Origin of the sequence: Paenarthrobacter sp. CM16, from assembly GCF_013179505.1 — a bacterium.
GTDB lineage: Bacteria > Actinomycetota > Actinomycetes > Actinomycetales > Micrococcaceae > Arthrobacter.
In genome coordinates, this window is sequence record NZ_JABMCX010000095.1 from 1 (window position 1) to 16,339 (window position 16,339).

Genomic DNA, 16,339 nt, shown 5'->3' on the forward strand with positions numbered 1-16,339 from the left:
GAGAAGAGTTCTATGTCTGGTGGCGACATCGCCGGCCTCATCGCAGCAGGAGTCTTCGCGCTCCTTGTGTTGTTGTTGGCTGTGCCTATCTTGAAGCTTGGTGGCGTTTTTGACGAGGTACGCACCTCCATCCGGTCCATTAGCGACGGCGCCACACCCTTGATGGATGAAGTAACCGCTACGGTTTCCACCACCAACCAGCAGCTGAAGAAGGTTGACGGCATCGCCTCCAACGTCTCCGATGCCTCAGCCAACATCTCCGCGTTGTCATCGCTTGTAGCTGCCACGGTGGGTTCGCCCCTGATCAAGGTGGCAGCGTTCAGCTACGGCGTACGCTCGGCATTCGCCGGACGACGAGCCCCTTCCTCCGGCCGCCGCAGCCGCTGATCTGATGTGTTGCTGAAGCAGGCAGCCGCAAAACTATAGGGAGACCAAAACCTCATGAAAAGAATTGTGTGGATGGGCATAGGCGTCGCCATCGGCGTCATTGCCTTCCGTAAGGTCACCGAGGCCCAGGCGAACATTGGTCCCGAGGGCCTGAACCGAGCCGTCGGCCGGATGGCTGACGGCTTGTTCGATTTCGCCGATGCGGTCCGGACCGGCATGCACCAGCGGGAAGAAGACCTTCGGGCGGCCTTGGGCATTGACGAGGCCGGAGCGGGCCGCCGCTAGCGGAGCGGTTCGCTCCCGCGCCCGCAACAGGGCAGAATGGAAAACTGCGGAACGGCACCAGCCGGTACCGCGCACCTTACGTGCAGTGAATTGAGAAGGGTAAGTAATCAGCTAATGAAGTCGCAGGAGATCACCAAGCGCTGGGTGGACTTTTTTGTCAGTAAGGGCCACACCGCCGTTCCCTCCGCGTCGCTCGTTTCCAGCGACCCGTCCCTTCTCTTCACCGTGGCCGGAATGGTGCCGTTTATTCCATACCTGACTGCCCGCGAAGAGCCCCCGTACAGCCGCGCCACGAGCGTGCAAAAGTGCATCCGCACCGGGGACATCGAGGAAGTGGGAAAGACGGCCCGCCATGGCACGTTCTTCCAGATGTGCGGCAACTTCTCCTTTGGCGACTACTTCAAAGAGGACGCCATCAAGTTCGCCTTCGAGCTGCTCACCACGAGCGTCGAGGACGGCGGCTACGGACTGCCTGCTGAGCGCCTGTGGGTGACCGTCTACGAAGAAGACGACGAAGCCAAGGAGCTGTGGCTCAAGAACACCGGCATTCCCGCTGAGCGCATCCAGCGCATGGGTAAGGCCGATAACTACTGGTCCACGGGCCAGCCCGGACCGGCAGGGCCCTGCTCGGAGATCTACTATGACCGAGGCCCCGCCTACGGCATTGAAGGCGGCCCGCTGGCCGATGAGACCCGCTACATCGAGATCTGGAACCTTGTGTTCATGCAGTACCAGATCGAGAATGTCCGCTCCAAGGTTGACTTCGACATCGTCGGCGAACTCCCGCAGAAGAACATCGACACCGGCCTGGGCATGGAACGCCTTGCAATGATCCTCCAAGGCGTCGAGAACATGTACGAAACCGACCAGGTCCGCCCGGTCATCGACAAAGCCGCTGAACTGTCAGGCCGCGAGTACACCTCTGCTGAATCGCCGCAAGACCCGCACCATACCGACGATGTCCGCATGCGCGTCGTTGGTGATCACATCCGTTCGGCCCTGATGCTGATCGCTGATGGCGTTTCGCCCTCCAATGAAGGCCGTGGCTACGTTCTGCGCCGCCTCATTCGCCGCGCCGTTCGTGCCATGCGCCTGCTCGGCGTCGAAAAGGCCTGCCTTCCTGACTTGCTCCCTGCTTCGCGCGACGCCATGAAGGGCGTCTACCCCGTAGTGGAGACAGATTTTGCCAGGATCAGCCGGATTGCCTACGCCGAAGAAAAGGCATTCCTGCGGACCATTGCTTCGGGCACCGCCCGCCTTGAGGATGCCGTGACCGAATCGAAGGCTGCCGGTGTTCCGCTCTCCGGTGCCGACGCCTTCGCCCTGCATGACACCTATGGCTTCCCGATCGACCTGACGCTGGAAATGGCTGAGGAGGCCGGGCTCAAGGTGGACGAGGCAGGTTTCCGTGCACTCATGCTCGAGCAGCGTCAGCGTGCACAGGCTGATGCCAAGGGCAAAAAGGGCGGCCATGCCGATCTCAGCGCATACCAGGAGCTCCTGGGCAAGGGCGAGACCGTCTTCACTGGCTACGACGAACTTGAGGGCGAATCCACCGTCCGTGGAATCGTCAGCGGCGGGCGGCCGGTTGCGCACGCCTCCACCGGCGATGAGATCGAGTTGGTCCTCAACGAAACCCCGTTCTACGCCGAAGCCGGCGGACAGTCCGCTGACACCGGCCTCATTACCGGCGATGGCTTCGTGGTGGAGGTGCTGGACGTCCAGCGGCCCATCAAGGGCTTGAGCGTGCACAAAGCGATTGTCCGCGAAGGCGAGATTGCCTCGGATGCCTTGGTTCGCGCCGCCGTCGACCGTGAACGCCGCCACGCAGCGGAGCAGGCCCACACCGGCACGCACATCGTCCATGCCGCCCTGCACCAGATCCTGGGCCCTGAAGCTACCCAGCGCGGTTCTTACAATAAAGCCGGATACCTGCGCTTCGACTTTGCCTGGGGAGAGGGCTTGAGCCCTGCAACGCGGTCAGAAATCGAAGAGGTTTCCAACATCGCCATCCGGAACAATTTCCGGGTGGACACCAAGGTCATGGGCCTCGCTGAAGCCAAGGCGTTGGGTGCCATGGCACTGTTCGGCGAGAATTACGGCAGCGAAGTACGAGTGGTGGAGATCGACGGCGCCTGGTCCCGGGAGCTGTGTGGTGGCACGCACGTGTCCAACACCTCCCTCATCGGCAGCCTTTCGCTGCTGGGCGAACAGTCCGTTGGCTCCGGAAACCGTCGCGTGGAGGCCTTCGTTGGCCTGGACGCCTTCCGTCACTTGGCCGCTGAACGCGCTTTGGTAACGGAGCTCACCGAGCTGCTTAAGGTCCCCTCCGGGCAACTCGCGGACCGCATCTCCAGCACGCTGAGCAAGTTGAAGGCCACGGAGAAGGAACTCGACCGCCTCCGCAAGGAGCAGTTGGCCGCTGCGGCCGCCAACCTGGTGGGGACCGCCAAGGACGCTGCAGGAGTGCGGGTTGTAGCCCACGACGCCGGTCAGGTTGGCGGAGCGGACGATCTCCGGAACCTTGCGTTGGACCTCCGCAGCCGTCTCGGTTCGGAAGCAGCCACAGTGGCCGTAGCCGGTGTCAGTAATGATCGCCCGGTGATCCTTATTGCCACTAATGAGGCCGCCCGCGAAGCCGGAGTGAAGGCCGGTGCCCTGGTTCGCCTGGCTGCCGGCATTCTTGGCGGTGGCGGAGGCGGCAAGGATGACGTCGCCCAAGGCGGCGGCGCCGACGCTGGGAAGGTCTCTGAGGCCCTCACAGCGGTGGTGGATGCGATAGCCAAGCGCTGACGGTGGCTGAAAGTACTAGCGGCGGCGTCTACCCCCGGGGCATCAAGCTGGGGGTAGACGTCGGTACCGTCCGAGTGGGCGTGGCCATCTGCGATCCCGACGGAATATTGGCTACACCGTTCAAGACAGTTGCACGGGACGCCAAGAAAAACTCGGACGTCCGCGTGGTGGTCAAACACGCCGCGGAACTGCCCGCCGTGCAGATCTTTGTGGGCCTTCCCCGCACCATGAAGGGTGAAGAACGGGCGTCTGCTGATATGGCCACCGCGTACGCCGAACTCCTAGCCAGCGAGCTGCTGCGGACAGGTTTGGACATCCCGGTGAGCCTTGTCGATGAGCGGCTTTCAACCGTTACGGCACACCGCAACCTGCACGAAGCTGGCATGAGCAGCAAGAACCACCGTAAAGTGGTTGATCAGGTTGCCGCTGCTGGAATACTGCAGCACGCAATCGATATGCAAAAAGCCAGAGGAACGGACGTTGGCCGCCGCGTACAGGCGCCGACGCAATCCGAGAAGCCCGGCAGTGCCCCAACGCTGCAGGCTGCCTCCGGCAGTGAACCCGATTCTTCTACGAGGGGACTGCAACTGTGAGCCCGGTCAACAACGACCCCTCCAGCGGTACCGCCGGCGGCGGCATGCCGCTGACCCGCAAAGAGCTGCGGGCGCGGGAACGATTCCTCGCCACGCAGAACCACAACGTCGTACCCGTTCCCGAAGCGACACCGGGAGAGGCCGCTGAGTCCACTGACGGCGAGCCGGAACTGCCACGTCCTGTCCCCGCAGTGACCCCCGCACCAGTAACGCCGCCTGTTTCGGCTGCTCCGGCTGCTCCGGCTGCTCCACCCGTTCCTGCAGCAAAACCGGCGACTCCTCCCATTCCCGCCGCACAACCTGTCTCTGCCAAGCCGATTCCGGCTGACCAGCCGGTCAGTGAGGGTTCGCCCGCTAAAACACCGGGGGAGACGAGCGCTGTTGAACCGGAGCATGCTGGTGATCAGCAGCACGTTGCTGAACCCGAGCAAGCTGTTGAACCTGAGAACGTCCGGACTCAGGAGGACGGCGCAGCGGCCCACGGAGAACTCGGGGGCCATGCCGATCTCCATGAGGTGCACCCCGGTGATGAGCACCATGCCGGCGAGCTTCACCACGCCGATGAGCTTCACCACGACGGGTACCATCACGATGAACACCACATCGAGGAGCACCATGGCGAGGAGCTTCATCATGATGAGCTTCACCATGATGAGCACCCCCACGACCTCATCGCACCGCTCGAGCAAACAGCTTCAGCCAAGGCCGCGGCCAAGAAGGCGCGGCGTCGTCGTCGCGTCCTTGCACTGCTGATCACGCTGGGAGTGTTCGTGGCCGCCATCGCCATTGGGGCACAATTCCTTAAGCCGCTGTTGGGCATGGACAAGGTGACGGACTATCCGGGGCCGGGGTCCGGGTCAGTCAATATCACCGTGCCCGAGGGCTCCGGGCCTAAGGCTGTGGCTGTCGCGCTTGTCGAGAACAAGGTGGTGGCCGATGCCGATGCCTTCGTCAAGGAATTCCTCAACGACGGCGGTGAATTGTCCCCGGGCGAGTTCACCTTCAGGACCGAGATGAAGAACTCCGACGCAGTAGACGTCCTGGTCAACAAGGACTCATCGAAGGTCATGTATTTTGCACTGAGTGCCGGCCTCCGGATCAACGAATCGCTCGAAGCCATTTCCAAGGGTTCGGGTATTTCCCTGCAGGAACTCAACGCGTTGAACCAGGCTCCGGCACAGTTCGGCGTTCCCTCCAAGGCCAAGAACCTCGAGGGCTTCCTGGCACCTGGGGAGTACCGCTTTCCGTTGGGCACGCCCGCCAAGGACATCGTCCAGAAGTTGGTCACCACCACATTGGACGAACTCAAGTCCCAGGGAATCACTGAACCGGCAAAGCAGTATGACACTGTGACCATCGCCAGCATTGTCCAGGCTGAAGGCGGGCAGGCTGACTATGGCAACGTGGCCGGTGCCATCTACAACAGGCTCAAGCCAAACAATGTGGAGACCAGTGGCCTGATCCAGTCAGATGCCACCGTGACGTACGGACTTGGCAAGAAATCCTTCCACCTCACTGAGGAAGAGAAGGCGGACAAGTCCAACACGTACAACACGTACGCCAATGTAGGGCTGCCTGCCGGACCCATCGGCTCACCAGGCAAGACCGCCATCGATGCAGCGGCCAAGCCGACGCAGAACGACTACATGTACTGGGTCACCATCAACCTGGACAGCAAGGAAACCAAGTTCTCCAAGACGCTGGCCGAACACAACACTTACGTTGAGCAGTACAACGCATGGTGCCAGGCCAACCCGGGACGGTGTGTGTGAGTCGTCGTGCCGCAGTACTGGGGCACCCCATCTCGCATTCGAAGTCCCCGGCCTTGCACACTGCGGCGTACGCCAAGCTCGGCGCGGACATTGAATACTCGGCAATCGACGTCACGGTAGAGGGGCTTCCACCCTTCATGGCTTCGCTCCGCGGAGACGACTCGTGGTGCGGACTTTCGGTCACCATGCCGCTGAAATCGGCCATGGTGAAGGAAGTCGACGAAGTCCGCGGAGCGGGTGCCCACCTGGGTGTCATCAACACGGTGGTTTTCGAGCACGACGCCGGATCGGCCCGCCTCGTGGGGTACAACACCGATGTTGCCGGGATTGTTGAAGCGGTCCGGTATGCAGGGGTCGCCTCCACGCCCCATGCCGCCATCCTCGGTGGCGGGGGTACTTCGGCTGCTGCCGTCGCAGCGGTCAAAGAACTCGGTGGACGCCACGTGGACGTCTTTGTACGGGACGCAGGGCGCGCCGGGGACGCGGAAGCCGCCGCTGCCGCCGTCGGGATTTCCCTCAGCGTCCGGCCGCTGGCCGAAGCGGCCGCCGCTGTGGCAGGTACTGACCTGGTTATCTCCACCTTTCCACCGCGGGCAGCAGATGCCTTGGCGGACGAGCTTGCAGGATTGCCGGGAACAGGGGCCGGCGTCCTGTTGGACGTTGCCTACGATCCTTGGCCGAGTCGGCTCGCCGAGGTGTGGCAGGGCCACGGAGGGGCTGTGGTTCCCGGGCTTGAGATGCTGATGTACCAGGCGGCCGAGCAGATCAGGCGCTTCAGCGGTTGTGACGTGGACGCCGCCGTCATAGATGTGATGTGCGACTCAGTCGGGCTTCCCCGGCGAGTGTTCTAGAAGCCTTACATGGCAGGATTGGTTATATGTTGCGTTGGTTGACTGCCGGTGAATCCCATGGTCCGGCCCTGATCGGAATTATTGAAGGCGTGCCCGCCGGTGTTGAGCTCACCAGCGCGCAGATCCGCGATGCCCTGGCGCGTCGTCGGCTTGGCTATGGACGTGGTGCCCGCATGAAGTTCGAGCAGGACGAGGTCACCATCATGGGTGGCGTGCGGCACGGCCTGACCCAGGGTGGGCCTGTGGCCATCCAGGTGGGTAACACTGAGTGGCCAAAGTGGGAGCAGATCATGTCTGCCGACCCCGTGGATCCCGAGGTCCTTGCCGACCAAGCCCGCAACGCACCTTTGACCCGGCCGCGTCCTGGGCACGCAGATTTCACCGGCATGCAGAAGTACGGCTTCGATGAAGCACGTCCGGTCCTTGAGCGCGCCAGTGCCCGGGAGACCGCCACGCGCGTGGCCCTTGGAACCGTCGCGGCACAGTTCCTCAAGCAGTTGGGCGTGGAGCTGGTGAGCCACACGGTTTCCATAGCCAGCGTGACTGTTCCCGAGGGCCGTCCCTTGCCCTTGCCGCAGGATGTCCTGGCGCTCGACGCCGACCCCCTGCGCTGCTTTGATCGTGAGACCTCGGACGCCATGGTCGCTGAGGTGGACGCAGCTCACAAGGAAGGCGAAACCCTCGGCGGTGTCGTCGAGGTACTGGCCTACGGACTTCCGCCTGGTCTGGGCAGCTACGTGCACTGGGACCGCCGCCTTGATTCTCGTCTCGCAGCCGCGCTGATGGGCATCCAGGCCATCAAGGGCGTGGAAGTTGGTGACGGCTTCCTGACCGCGGCCCGCCGTGGATCAGCTGCCCATGACGAGATCCTCAAGGACGGGAACGGCAAGATCGTTCGTCAGACCAACCGGGCCGGTGGCATTGAAGGCGGAATGAGCATCGGCGAAGTCCTCCGCGTCCGAGCGGCCATGAAGCCGATTGCCACGGTGCCGCGCGCCCTGCGGACCATTGATGTCAGCACCGGTGAGCCTGCCAAGGCCCACCACCAGCGGTCGGACGTTTGTGCGGTGCCCGCGGCCGGTGTTGTCGCTGAAGCAATGGTTGCACTGGTCCTGGCTGAAGCCGTCGCCGAGAAATTCGGTGGCGACTCCGTCGCCGAAACCCAGCGAAACCTGCAGAGCTACCTTGACAACATCCCGGCCACCTTGGACTCGGTCGGCCGGTAGTGGTCCGCGTCATCCTGGATGGCCTTCCCGGCCGTCCCGTTGTTCTGGTGGGGCCCATGGCTGTTGGCAAATCCGCCATCGGCCAGCAGTTGGCGCTGCAACTCGGTCTGCCGTTCGTGGACACCGACGCCGTGGTGGCGGCTGCCCACGGCAGTATCGCGGATATTTTCGCCGGACGCGGAGAGCATGCCTTCCGTGAGATTGAGGCCCGTGCAGTGGCGAAGTCCATTGAGAACGCCAAGGTCCAACCCGCCATTATTTCCCTGGGCGGGGGAGCGGTCCTGGACTCCGGAACCCAGCAGCTGCTGGGGGAGTGCACCGTGGTTTATCTCGAGTGTGACGCGGAGACTGTAGCTGACAGGATTGCGCGGAACACGGGCCGGCCATTGCTGAAAGGTGATGCAATGACGCGGTGGGAAGCACTGTTTGCCACAAGGCGTCCGGTCTACGAACGCCTCGCAAACATCGTCATGGACGTCCGAACGGGATCCGTGGCTGAAATCGGCCTCCAGTTGGAGGAGCGGCTGCGCCAGCATGCAGCCTTGAAAGAGGAAGTTGAAAAGTGAGTAACGAAGCAACTGTCATCAAGGTGACCGGCCAATCCGCCCACGAAAACTACGACGTCGTAGTGGGGCGCGGCCTGTTGTCCACCCTTCCCGAAAAGCTGGGGGAACGGGTCCGACGTGTGCTTGTCATTCATCCCCGGGCCCTTCGCCTGACGGGCGATACCGTTCGCGATGAGCTGGAAACAGCTGGTTTCACCGCCCTGACGGCCGAAATTCCGGATGCGGAAGAAGGCAAGCACATCCAGGTTGCCGCTTTCTGCTGGCAAGTCCTGGGCCAGAATGATTTCACCCGCTCTGACGCCATTGTGGCGGTCGGGGGCGGCGCAGTGACTGACCTTGCAGGTTTCGTGGCGGCCACCTGGCTTCGTGGCGTGAAGGTCATTCACATGCCCACGAGCCTTTTGGGCATGGTGGACGCCTCTGTGGGCGGAAAGACCGGCATCAATACTGCCGAGGGCAAGAACCTCGTGGGATCCTTCCACCCGCCGGCTGCTGTTTTGGCAGACTTGGACACCCTTCAGACGCTGCCCAAGAACGAGCTTATTTCCGGTATGGCTGAGGTCATCAAGTGCGGGTTCATTGCCGATCCCGCCATCCTGGACCTGATCGAGAAGAACACTGACGCTGTGATGGACCCGGCCTCTGACGTTGTCCGCGAACTCATTGAGCGGGCCATCACGGTCAAGGCGGATGTCGTTTCGCAGGACCTCAAGGAATCCGGACTTCGCGAAATCCTGAATTATGGACACACTCTCGGTCATGCCATTGAACTGGTGGAGCGCTACTCGTGGCGCCATGGTGCCGCTGTCTCAGTGGGCATGATGTTCGCGGCGGAGTTGTCCCGGAGCGTAGGACGGTTGTCGGATGTCGACGCGGATCGGCACCGAACCATCCTGGAAAGCCTCGGATTGCCGATCACTTACCGCCGTGACCGGTGGCAGGGTTTGCTCGATGGCATGCGCCGTGACAAGAAGTCCCGTGGCGACCTTTTGCGCTTTGTTGTCCTTGACGGAGCGGCCAAGCCGGGCATCCTGGACGTTCCCGATACCTCCCTGCTGTTTGCTGCCTATCAGGAAATCGCATCATGAGTGTGGCTGTGCGTGAAGGCGTCAGTGATTGGCCAACTGCCGGGTTCCCGGGTGTCAGGACTAATCCGGATACCCTGCTGCCGGTGATTGTCAACGAGGACGTCATGGAGACGGCTCTTGCCGCTTCCGACGACCCCGCAGACCGCATCATGGCCTTGCTGCTCGAAAACCACCCCAATGAGGCAGCCGAGCTGTTGGCTGAGGCCCGCTATAAGGATCCTGAGTCGTTCCGGCTGAGGATTTTCGAAGCCGAAGTCCACCGGGCCACCAACAGGCTTGACCGCGCCATACAGTTGTTCCGCCACCTTTTGCAGGATGTCCAGGGCAGCCCGAAGGAAGCGATCGTCCGCCAGTATCTGGGCCGGGCATACTTCGTCAGCGGCAACGCTTTGGCTGCATCCGAAGAGTTCGCCAAGGCGTTGGACCTTCGGGTTGCCATGGCCGCTGATGCTTCCCTGATCTATTCCTCCGCGGTCGCCCTCCAGAGGGCGCGGAATGTGCTGGAACTCGCTTCTTGAACCTCTTGGAAACACCGCCGCAAGCCTTCGAGGGATTTGCCGGTAGAATGGTTCTTGGATTTTTGATAAATACGCGCTGGCGGGCCGATTGGCACGCCTGCTTGGCATAGATAGCTGGCAGCTAGAACCAGTGCGATAACCAGAGGATACGAGTGGCAACCACAAACGACATCAAGAACGGGACCGTACTGAAGCTCGAGGGCCAGCTCTGGAACATCATCGAGTTCCAGCACGTCAAGCCTGGCAAGGGCGGCGCCTTTGTCCGCACCAAGATGCGCAACGTCATGTCCGGCAAGGTGGTCGATAAGACCTTCAACGCCGGCCTCAAGATCGAAACCGCTACGGTTGACCGCCGCGATTACCAGTACCTGTACCAGGACGGCGAAGACTTCGTCTTCATGGACACCCAGGACTACGACCAAATCACCGTGTCCGGTGCCACTGTAGGCGATGCCACCAACTTCATGCTCGAAAACCAGATGGTCAACATTGCCATCCACGAGGGCACCCCGCTGTACATTGAACTGCCCCCGAGCGTTGTCCTCGAAATCACCTACACTGAGCCGGGCCTTCAGGGCGACCGCTCCTCCGCCGGCACCAAGCCGGCCACCGTTGAAACCGGCTATGAGATCCAGGTTCCGCTGTTCGTTGAGCAGGGCACCAAGGTCAAGGTCGATACCCGCGATGGCAGCTACCTGGGCCGGGTCAACGACTAGTGAGCGCCCGCGGTAAAGCCCGTAGCAGGGCACTTGAAGTACTTTTCGAGGCAGAGCAGCGCTCCGTTTCGGCTTTCGACGCCATGACGGCGCGCCGGGAGAAGACCGACCTGATCATCAACCCTTACACGGTGGAAATCGTTGAAGGCGTTGTCTCGATGCAGGCGACCATCGACGAGTTCCTGGAGACGTACGCCCAGGGCTGGACGCTGGAGCGGATGCCCTCGGTTGATCGCATCATTCTTCGGATCGGCGCCTGGGAGCTCCTCTACAATGACGAAGTTCCGGACGGCGTAGCCGTCAGCGAAGCCGTGGCCCTGGCCAAGACGATGTCCACGGACGAGTCCCCGGCGTTCATCAATGGACTCCTGGGCCGGCTCCAGAAGCTCAAGCCGTCACTTCTGGCATAGGTGTATGCCTGACCTGAAGGCAAAGGACCCGCTTCACAGGAAACTGTGAAAGCGGGTCCTTTTTTGCCCTTACTGAAGAACTGCGGCCCGTAGGCCCGGGATGCTGCGCAGATGGTCAAGTTCGTCCTGCTGGTGAAGGTGGACGTCGCGGCCGCTGAGTATCCGTTGCCGGGTGAACGCCAATGCCGTGGCCCCCTTGATGAAGGACTTCATCTGCCGGCCCCGCCCCCGCGAGGAAGCCCAGCGGACCGCTTGCCGCCTGCCCCGGGACGTGGCCAGCATCTCCACTTCAGCTGGAGTAAACCAGCCCGCGCGCGCATACTCAAGGAGCCGTTGGCGGGTGAGCTTTCCCTCCGCGAGCCGGAGGAGAATGATGCCGACGGCGGCAACCAGGAAAATCGGCACCTGCACCACGAAGTACTCCAGCAAGAAGTTCTGGCCCATGCTGTTCCAGCGGTTATGCAGGAACATGGCAGGCAACAAGCCGATGAAGAACGCCAGGACGGCATAGCCGGTGTGCCACCGCCGGGCAGCGAACCCCATGATCAGGCCCGTGGTGCCCGTGAACACGGCGTGGGCGAAGGGCGACATAACGCCGCGGAGGATGAAGATACGGACAAGGTCTGTCCCGGGGTCGGTGGAGGAGGCAATTTCGCGTCCGAAGTACAGGATGTTCTCCGTGAAGGCGAACCCAGCGGCAATGGTGAAGGCGAACACCACGCCGTCCACCGGACCGTCAAAATACTTTCGTGCGGCCAGGATCAACACCAGCAAACCCAGTGACTTGGTAAATTCCTCCACGATGGGTGCCTGGACCGTTGCCATGAAATAGGTGAAGGCTTCTTCGCTGCTGGTGGGCGCGGCAAGGGCGAAGAGCGGTTGGATGAGCAGGGTCCCGGCAATCGACACAGCAGCGCCCCAGGTGAAGGCGAACCAGAGAAGCCTCTTTGGCTCCGGCTCCCAGCGGTCAATCAGGCGCACCGTCAGCAGAACCACCGACAACGGAATCAATGAGGCAATGAAGCCGATCACAAACCCTGTCACGCCCGTGTTACCCAACAGGAAGGGGAGCACCAGCATCAGGCTTGCAAGGGCAAGTACGCCTCCAACAATCAGCAGGGGCAGCGTGCCCAGGGACCGCCGGCTTCGCGGTGCAGGCGGGTGGGCCCAGGTTTGCCGCGGGAGGGTCATCGGATTGCCTGGAGCGGGCTGGTAATTGCCTGGCTGCACCCGTCCGATCCAGGTAGGGTTGGCGCCAGGTTCCAGGTACGGCCGTGGATATGGCTGTCCGCCGGGTTGCCCGTGGTGGTTCATGGTCATGGGCAAGAGCCTATTCCACAGCGTGCAGTGTGAGCTTAAACTCACTAGCCTGGTCGTTCTCCGGTGAGGCGACAGATGGCCTCTGTGGTAGCTTGGAAAAGCAAATATTCCTTTTTTAATTCCGTCCCGTGAGGCGGGGAAAGGGGAGACGAGCGAATGACTGAAGTCACTTCATCGCACGTGCCGTCGCGGGTTGTCCTCAACCAGGCGGACATTGATCGTGCGCTCACTCGTATCGCCCACGAGATCCTCGAAGCCAACAAAGGCTCGCAGGACTTGGTTCTCCTGGGTATTCCCAGCCGCGGCTATCCACTGGCCGTTCGGCTCGCCCACAAGATCGCAGCTGCCGATCCCTCGGTCAACGCCGAAGCCATGGTGGGCCAACTTGATGTCACCATGTTCCGTGACGACCTCTCCCACCAGCCCACCCGGCCCCCACGCCACACGCGCCTGCCGTTGTCAGGGATCGACAACAAAGTGGTTGTCCTGATTGACGACGTCCTGTACTCGGGCCGCACCATCCGCGCGGCACTTGATGCCCTGGTGGACCTTGGCCGTCCGCGGATTGTCCGATTGGCCGTGCTGGTGGACAGGGGCCACCGTGAGCTCCCCATCCGCGCAGATCACGTGGGGAAAAATCTCCCAACCTCTTCGTCGGAAAAAGTCCGCGTCCACCTCGAGGAGATCGACCTCGTTGACGGTGTTCCTGTCAACGAAGTAGTCATCGAGGCCGGTCAATGAAGCACCTTCTTTCCACCGAAAACCTGAGCGCCTTCGATGCCATCCGCGTCCTGGACACGGCTGAAGAGATGTCCGCCGTGGGCGAGCGTGAAGTGAAGAAACTGCCTGCACTGCGTGGCCGTACCGTGGTGAACCTCTTCTTCGAGGACTCCACCCGCACCCGTATTTCCTTTGAGGCCGCGGCCAAGCGCCTTTCAGCCGATGTGATCAACTTCGCCGCCAAGGGATCCTCGGTGTCCAAGGGCGAATCCCTGAAGGACACTGCGCAGACACTGGCGGCAATGGGCGCGGATGCAGTGGTCATCCGCCACTGGGCGTCCGGCGCCCCGCACCGGCTTGCTGCCACGGACTGGATCGATGCCGCCGTCATCAATGCAGGAGACGGCACCCATGAGCATCCAACACAGGCGCTCCTGGACGCTTTCACCATGCGCCGGCACTGGTCCAAGGTTAACGGCATCGAGTCCACCGGTGCCGATCTCAAAGGTATGCGTGTAGCGATCGCGGGGGATGTCCTGCATTCCCGTGTAGCCCGGTCCAACGTATGGCTCCTGAAGACCCTGGGCGCCGAGGTTACTTTGGTGGCGCCACCCACGTTGCTGCCGATCGGCGTCGAGCATTGGCCCTGCGAGGTCAGCTACGACCTTGACCGGACGCTGGAAGCGGGCATCGACGCCATGATGATGCTGCGTGTCCAAGGTGAGCGCATGAACGCCTCGTTCTTCCCCTCAACCCGCGAGTACTCGCGGCGCTGGGGCTTCGACGACGCCAGGCTCCGCACCCTGGATGAACTGGGCATGAAAGACACCATCATCATGCACCCCGGCCCCATGAACCGGGGACTGGAGATTTCCTCGGCCGCCGCCGATTCGCCGCGTTCCACCGTGCTCGCACAGGTGCGTAACGGTGTTTCGGTCCGTATGGCCGCCCTTTACCTGCTGCTCTCCGGGGACTCCCGCGAAGCGGCCTCGAACATAAGCCAGTCCAGCAAGGAGACCAACTGATGGCCGAGAACACCTACCTGATTCGTGGGGCTGCCATCCTGGGCGGCGAAGCTGAAGACCTTTTGATCCGTGACGGCGTCATCGAAGCACGCGGCAAGGACCTCTCAACTGACGGCGCAACTGTCATTGACGCCAAGGGCCTCATTGCCCTGCCCGGCATGGTGGATGTCCACACCCACTTGCGCGAACCCGGCCGCGAAGACGCCGAGACAGTGGAAACCGGCACCCGGGCTGCTGCTTTGGGTGGCTTCACTGCTGTCCATGCCATGGCCAACAGCAATCCCGTTGCGGACACCGCAGGCGTCGTTGAGCAGGTGCACAGCCTGGGCCGCGCGTCGGGGTGGGTGGATGTGCGCCCCGTCGGAGCAGTGACCGTTGGCTTGGCCGGGGAGCAGCTCGCAGAGCTCGGCGCCATGGCGGACTCCCGTGCCCAGGTCCGGATGTTCTCCGACGACGGCATTTGCGTCCACGATCCCGTCCTCATGCGGCGGGCCTTGGAATACGTGAAAGCGTTCGACGGCGTGGTGGCCCAGCACGCGCAGGAACCGCGCCTGACCGCCGGGGCACAGATGAACGAGGGCACAGTCTCGGCCGTACTCGGACTGACCGGCTGGCCGGCCGTTGCCGAGGAAAGCATCATCGCCCGTGACGTCCTGCTGGCCCAGCATGTGGGATCCCGTCTCCACGTCTGCCACGTCTCCACCGCTGGATCCGTGGAAATCGTGCGCTGGGCCAAGGCACGGGGAATAAACGTCACTGCCGAAGTTACCCCGCACCACCTGCTCCTGACCGATGAACTGGTCCGCAGCTACGATCCCGTCTACAAGGTCAATCCGCCGCTTCGTACCGATGATGACGTGCAGGCTCTCCGCGAGGGCCTGGCCGATGGCACCATCGACGTCGTGGGAACTGACCACGCCCCGCACCCCAGCGAGCACAAGGAATGTGAGTGGGCGCAGGCCGCAATGGGCATGACCGGCTTGGAAACCGCGTTGTCGGTAGTCCAGGAGACCATGATCGAAACCGGCCTCATGACCTGGGCGGACTTCGCCAGGGTCACCTCATTCACGCCTGCTGTGATCGGCCGCCTCGCTGACCAGGGGCGTCCGCTGGAGGTTGGCGAACCCGCCAATGTCATCCTGGTGGACCCGGCTGCGCGTTGGACGGTCGATCCCCATAAAATGGCAACCATGGGCCGCAATTCACCGTTCAAGGGCAAGGAGCTGCCCGGATCAGTGGTGGCAACGTTCTTCAAGGGCCACCCCACCGTGCTCGATGGCCGGCTTAACACGCCGTACAGGTACCCGGCGGTCAGCAGCAACTGATGGACAACCAAACACTGACCGTGCTAATCACGGTGCCGTTGATCATCGTCGTCCTGGTGATGATCTGGCTGGGATGGCGCAACCGGCTGAGGCGACAGGCCGACATCGAGCGCCTTCCCGAGGTGCCGGAGCAGTTGACCCCGGCCAGCGTCGTCGCGGACGGCCAATACGTGGCCACCACCACGGCGGGCGACTGGCTTGACCGCATCGCAGCGCAGGGCCTGGGTATCCGGACCAACGCGGAACTGAGCATCCACGCAGAAGGTGTGCTGTTCGACCGTCCCGGTGCGTCCCCGGTGTTCATTCCCCGCACCGCCCTGTTGGACAGTCGTGAAGCCACCGGAATGGCAGGGAAATTCGTCGAAAAGGACGGACTCCTGGTCATCAACTGGAAGCTCGGCGCCAGGGAGCTCGACACCGGATTCCGTTCCAGGCACGCAAGCGACAAACAGCTCCTCCTCGAAGCCCTCCAAGAATTGATCTCCGCAGCCCCTCAGGCAGATGCCGATAGTGGAAAGTAATAAAGTGACGGATAGTAAAGCAGCCACCACGCCCACCCCCTCAGCAGCAGTACTTGTGCTCGAAGACGGCCGCATGTTCCGCGGCCGCAGCTACGGAGCCCAGGGAACCGCTCTCGGTGAGGCCGTCTTCGCCACCGGCATGACCGGCTACCAGGAGACCATCACCGACCCCTCCTACGCACGTCAGCTGGTGGTCCAGACCGCGCCGCACATCGGCAACACC

At 62.3% G+C, this 16,339-nt stretch carries 18 protein-coding genes; 17 read left to right on the plus strand and 1 reads right to left on the minus strand.

Annotated elements, in window-relative coordinates; translation table 11 throughout:
* Positions 1 to 12 precede the first annotated feature (12 nt).
* The 12 genes from HP499_RS10370 (at position 13) to nusB (ending at position 11,205) form a co-directional block, all read left to right on the plus strand.
* Complete coding sequence (locus HP499_RS10370) at positions 13 to 387, plus strand: DUF948 domain-containing protein (RefSeq protein ID WP_026540818.1); 375 nt, start codon at positions 13 to 15, stop codon at positions 385 to 387.
* 54 nt (positions 388 to 441) lie between these two features.
* Positions 442 to 672 (plus strand): hypothetical protein, encoded by a 231-nt coding sequence (locus tag HP499_RS10375; protein ID WP_172323998.1) that lies wholly within the window; start codon positions 442 to 444, stop codon positions 670 to 672.
* Between the two features lie 114 nt (positions 673 to 786).
* Positions 787 to 3,465: an alanine--tRNA ligase gene (gene alaS / locus HP499_RS10380; protein WP_172323999.1), complete on the plus strand. Its 2,679-nt coding sequence runs from the start codon at positions 787 to 789 to the stop codon at positions 3,463 to 3,465.
* 2 nt (positions 3,466 to 3,467) lie between these two features.
* Positions 3,468 to 4,058, plus strand: a complete 591-nt coding sequence (gene ruvX, locus HP499_RS10385; protein ID WP_172324000.1) for a Holliday junction resolvase RuvX — start codon at positions 3,468 to 3,470, stop codon at positions 4,056 to 4,058.
* The gene (gene mltG / locus HP499_RS10390; RefSeq protein ID WP_172324001.1) at positions 4,055 to 5,830 is read left to right on the plus strand and encodes an endolytic transglycosylase MltG; all 1,776 of its coding nucleotides are present in this window, start codon (positions 4,055 to 4,057) and stop codon (positions 5,828 to 5,830) included. Before ruvX ends, mltG begins: the two co-directional genes overlap by 4 nt.
* Complete coding sequence (locus HP499_RS10395) at positions 5,827 to 6,681, plus strand: shikimate dehydrogenase (protein WP_172324002.1); 855 nt, start codon at positions 5,827 to 5,829, stop codon at positions 6,679 to 6,681. Before mltG ends, HP499_RS10395 begins: the two co-directional genes overlap by 4 nt.
* Positions 6,682 to 6,707: 26 nt before the next feature.
* Entirely contained in the window at positions 6,708 to 7,907 is a 1,200-nt protein-coding gene (aroC, locus tag HP499_RS10400) for a chorismate synthase (protein ID WP_172324003.1), read from the plus strand.
* The gene (locus tag HP499_RS10405) at positions 7,907 to 8,473 is read left to right on the plus strand and encodes a shikimate kinase (RefSeq protein WP_375154249.1); all 567 of its coding nucleotides are present in this window, start codon (positions 7,907 to 7,909) and stop codon (positions 8,471 to 8,473) included. Before aroC ends, HP499_RS10405 begins: the two co-directional genes overlap by 1 nt.
* Positions 8,470 to 9,561 (plus strand): 3-dehydroquinate synthase, encoded by a 1,092-nt coding sequence (gene aroB, locus HP499_RS10410; protein ID WP_172324004.1) that lies wholly within the window; start codon positions 8,470 to 8,472, stop codon positions 9,559 to 9,561. Before HP499_RS10405 ends, aroB begins: the two co-directional genes overlap by 4 nt.
* On the plus strand, positions 9,558 to 10,079 hold the full coding sequence (locus HP499_RS10415) for a lipopolysaccharide assembly protein LapB (RefSeq protein WP_172324005.1): 522 nt from the start codon (positions 9,558 to 9,560) through the stop codon (positions 10,077 to 10,079). The genes aroB and HP499_RS10415 overlap by 4 nt, the downstream gene beginning before the upstream one ends.
* Before the next feature lie 152 nt (positions 10,080 to 10,231).
* Entirely contained in the window at positions 10,232 to 10,795 is a 564-nt protein-coding gene (gene efp / locus HP499_RS10420) for an elongation factor P (RefSeq protein ID WP_011774957.1), read from the plus strand.
* On the plus strand, positions 10,795 to 11,205 hold the full coding sequence (nusB, locus tag HP499_RS10425; protein ID WP_172324006.1) for a transcription antitermination factor NusB: 411 nt from the start codon (positions 10,795 to 10,797) through the stop codon (positions 11,203 to 11,205). The genes efp and nusB overlap by 1 nt, the downstream gene beginning before the upstream one ends.
* Before the next feature lie 69 nt (positions 11,206 to 11,274).
* On the opposite strand, the gene HP499_RS10430 is transcribed toward nusB, so the two are convergent.
* Positions 11,275 to 12,525 (minus strand): PrsW family intramembrane metalloprotease, encoded by a 1,251-nt coding sequence (locus HP499_RS10430; protein WP_216659909.1) that lies wholly within the window; start codon positions 12,523 to 12,525, stop codon positions 11,275 to 11,277.
* A gap of 156 nt (positions 12,526 to 12,681) precedes the next feature.
* On the opposite strand from HP499_RS10430, the gene pyrR reads away from it, so the two are divergent.
* The 5 genes from pyrR to HP499_RS10455 form a co-directional block, all read left to right on the plus strand.
* Complete coding sequence (pyrR, locus tag HP499_RS10435) at positions 12,682 to 13,266, plus strand: bifunctional pyr operon transcriptional regulator/uracil phosphoribosyltransferase PyrR (RefSeq protein WP_172324008.1); 585 nt, start codon at positions 12,682 to 12,684, stop codon at positions 13,264 to 13,266.
* Entirely contained in the window at positions 13,263 to 14,270 is a 1,008-nt protein-coding gene (locus HP499_RS10440; protein WP_172324009.1) for an aspartate carbamoyltransferase catalytic subunit, read from the plus strand. Before pyrR ends, HP499_RS10440 begins: the two co-directional genes overlap by 4 nt.
* The gene (locus HP499_RS10445) at positions 14,270 to 15,595 is read left to right on the plus strand and encodes a dihydroorotase (RefSeq protein ID WP_172324010.1); all 1,326 of its coding nucleotides are present in this window, start codon (positions 14,270 to 14,272) and stop codon (positions 15,593 to 15,595) included. Before HP499_RS10440 ends, HP499_RS10445 begins: the two co-directional genes overlap by 1 nt.
* Positions 15,595 to 16,116: a hypothetical protein gene (locus HP499_RS10450; protein WP_172324011.1), complete on the plus strand. Its 522-nt coding sequence runs from the start codon at positions 15,595 to 15,597 to the stop codon at positions 16,114 to 16,116. Before HP499_RS10445 ends, HP499_RS10450 begins: the two co-directional genes overlap by 1 nt.
* Positions 16,097 to 16,339: carbamoyl-phosphate synthase domain-containing protein (locus HP499_RS10455; RefSeq protein ID WP_305849737.1), on the plus strand; the 243-nt coding region annotated here is incomplete at its 3' end. The genes HP499_RS10450 and HP499_RS10455, both read left to right, overlap by 20 nt.

Excerpts from the sequence above, each read along its gene's own strand:
- HP499_RS10440 (WP_172324009.1), top strand. The coding sequence starts at position 13,263 with ATGAAGCACCTTCTTTCCACCGAAAACCTGAGCGCCTTCGATGCCATC.
- alaS (WP_172323999.1), top strand. The coding sequence starts at position 787 with ATGAAGTCGCAGGAGATCACCAAGCGCTGGGTGGACTTTTTTGTCAGT.
- HP499_RS10445 (WP_172324010.1), top strand. The coding sequence starts at position 14,270 with ATGGCCGAGAACACCTACCTGATTCGTGGGGCTGCCATCCTGGGCGGC.
- aroC (WP_172324003.1), top strand. The coding sequence starts at position 6,708 with ATGTTGCGTTGGTTGACTGCCGGTGAATCCCATGGTCCGGCCCTGATC.
- HP499_RS10370 (WP_026540818.1), top strand. The coding sequence starts at position 13 with ATGTCTGGTGGCGACATCGCCGGCCTCATCGCAGCAGGAGTCTTCGCG.
- HP499_RS10375 (WP_172323998.1), top strand. The coding sequence starts at position 442 with ATGAAAAGAATTGTGTGGATGGGCATAGGCGTCGCCATCGGCGTCATT.
- HP499_RS10450 (WP_172324011.1), top strand. The coding sequence starts at position 15,595 with ATGGACAACCAAACACTGACCGTGCTAATCACGGTGCCGTTGATCATC.
- pyrR (WP_172324008.1), top strand. The coding sequence starts at position 12,682 with ATGACTGAAGTCACTTCATCGCACGTGCCGTCGCGGGTTGTCCTCAAC.
- HP499_RS10430 (WP_216659909.1), bottom strand. The coding sequence starts at position 12,525 with ATGACCATGAACCACCACGGGCAACCCGGCGGACAGCCATATCCACGG.
- HP499_RS10415 (WP_172324005.1), top strand. The coding sequence starts at position 9,558 with ATGAGTGTGGCTGTGCGTGAAGGCGTCAGTGATTGGCCAACTGCCGGG.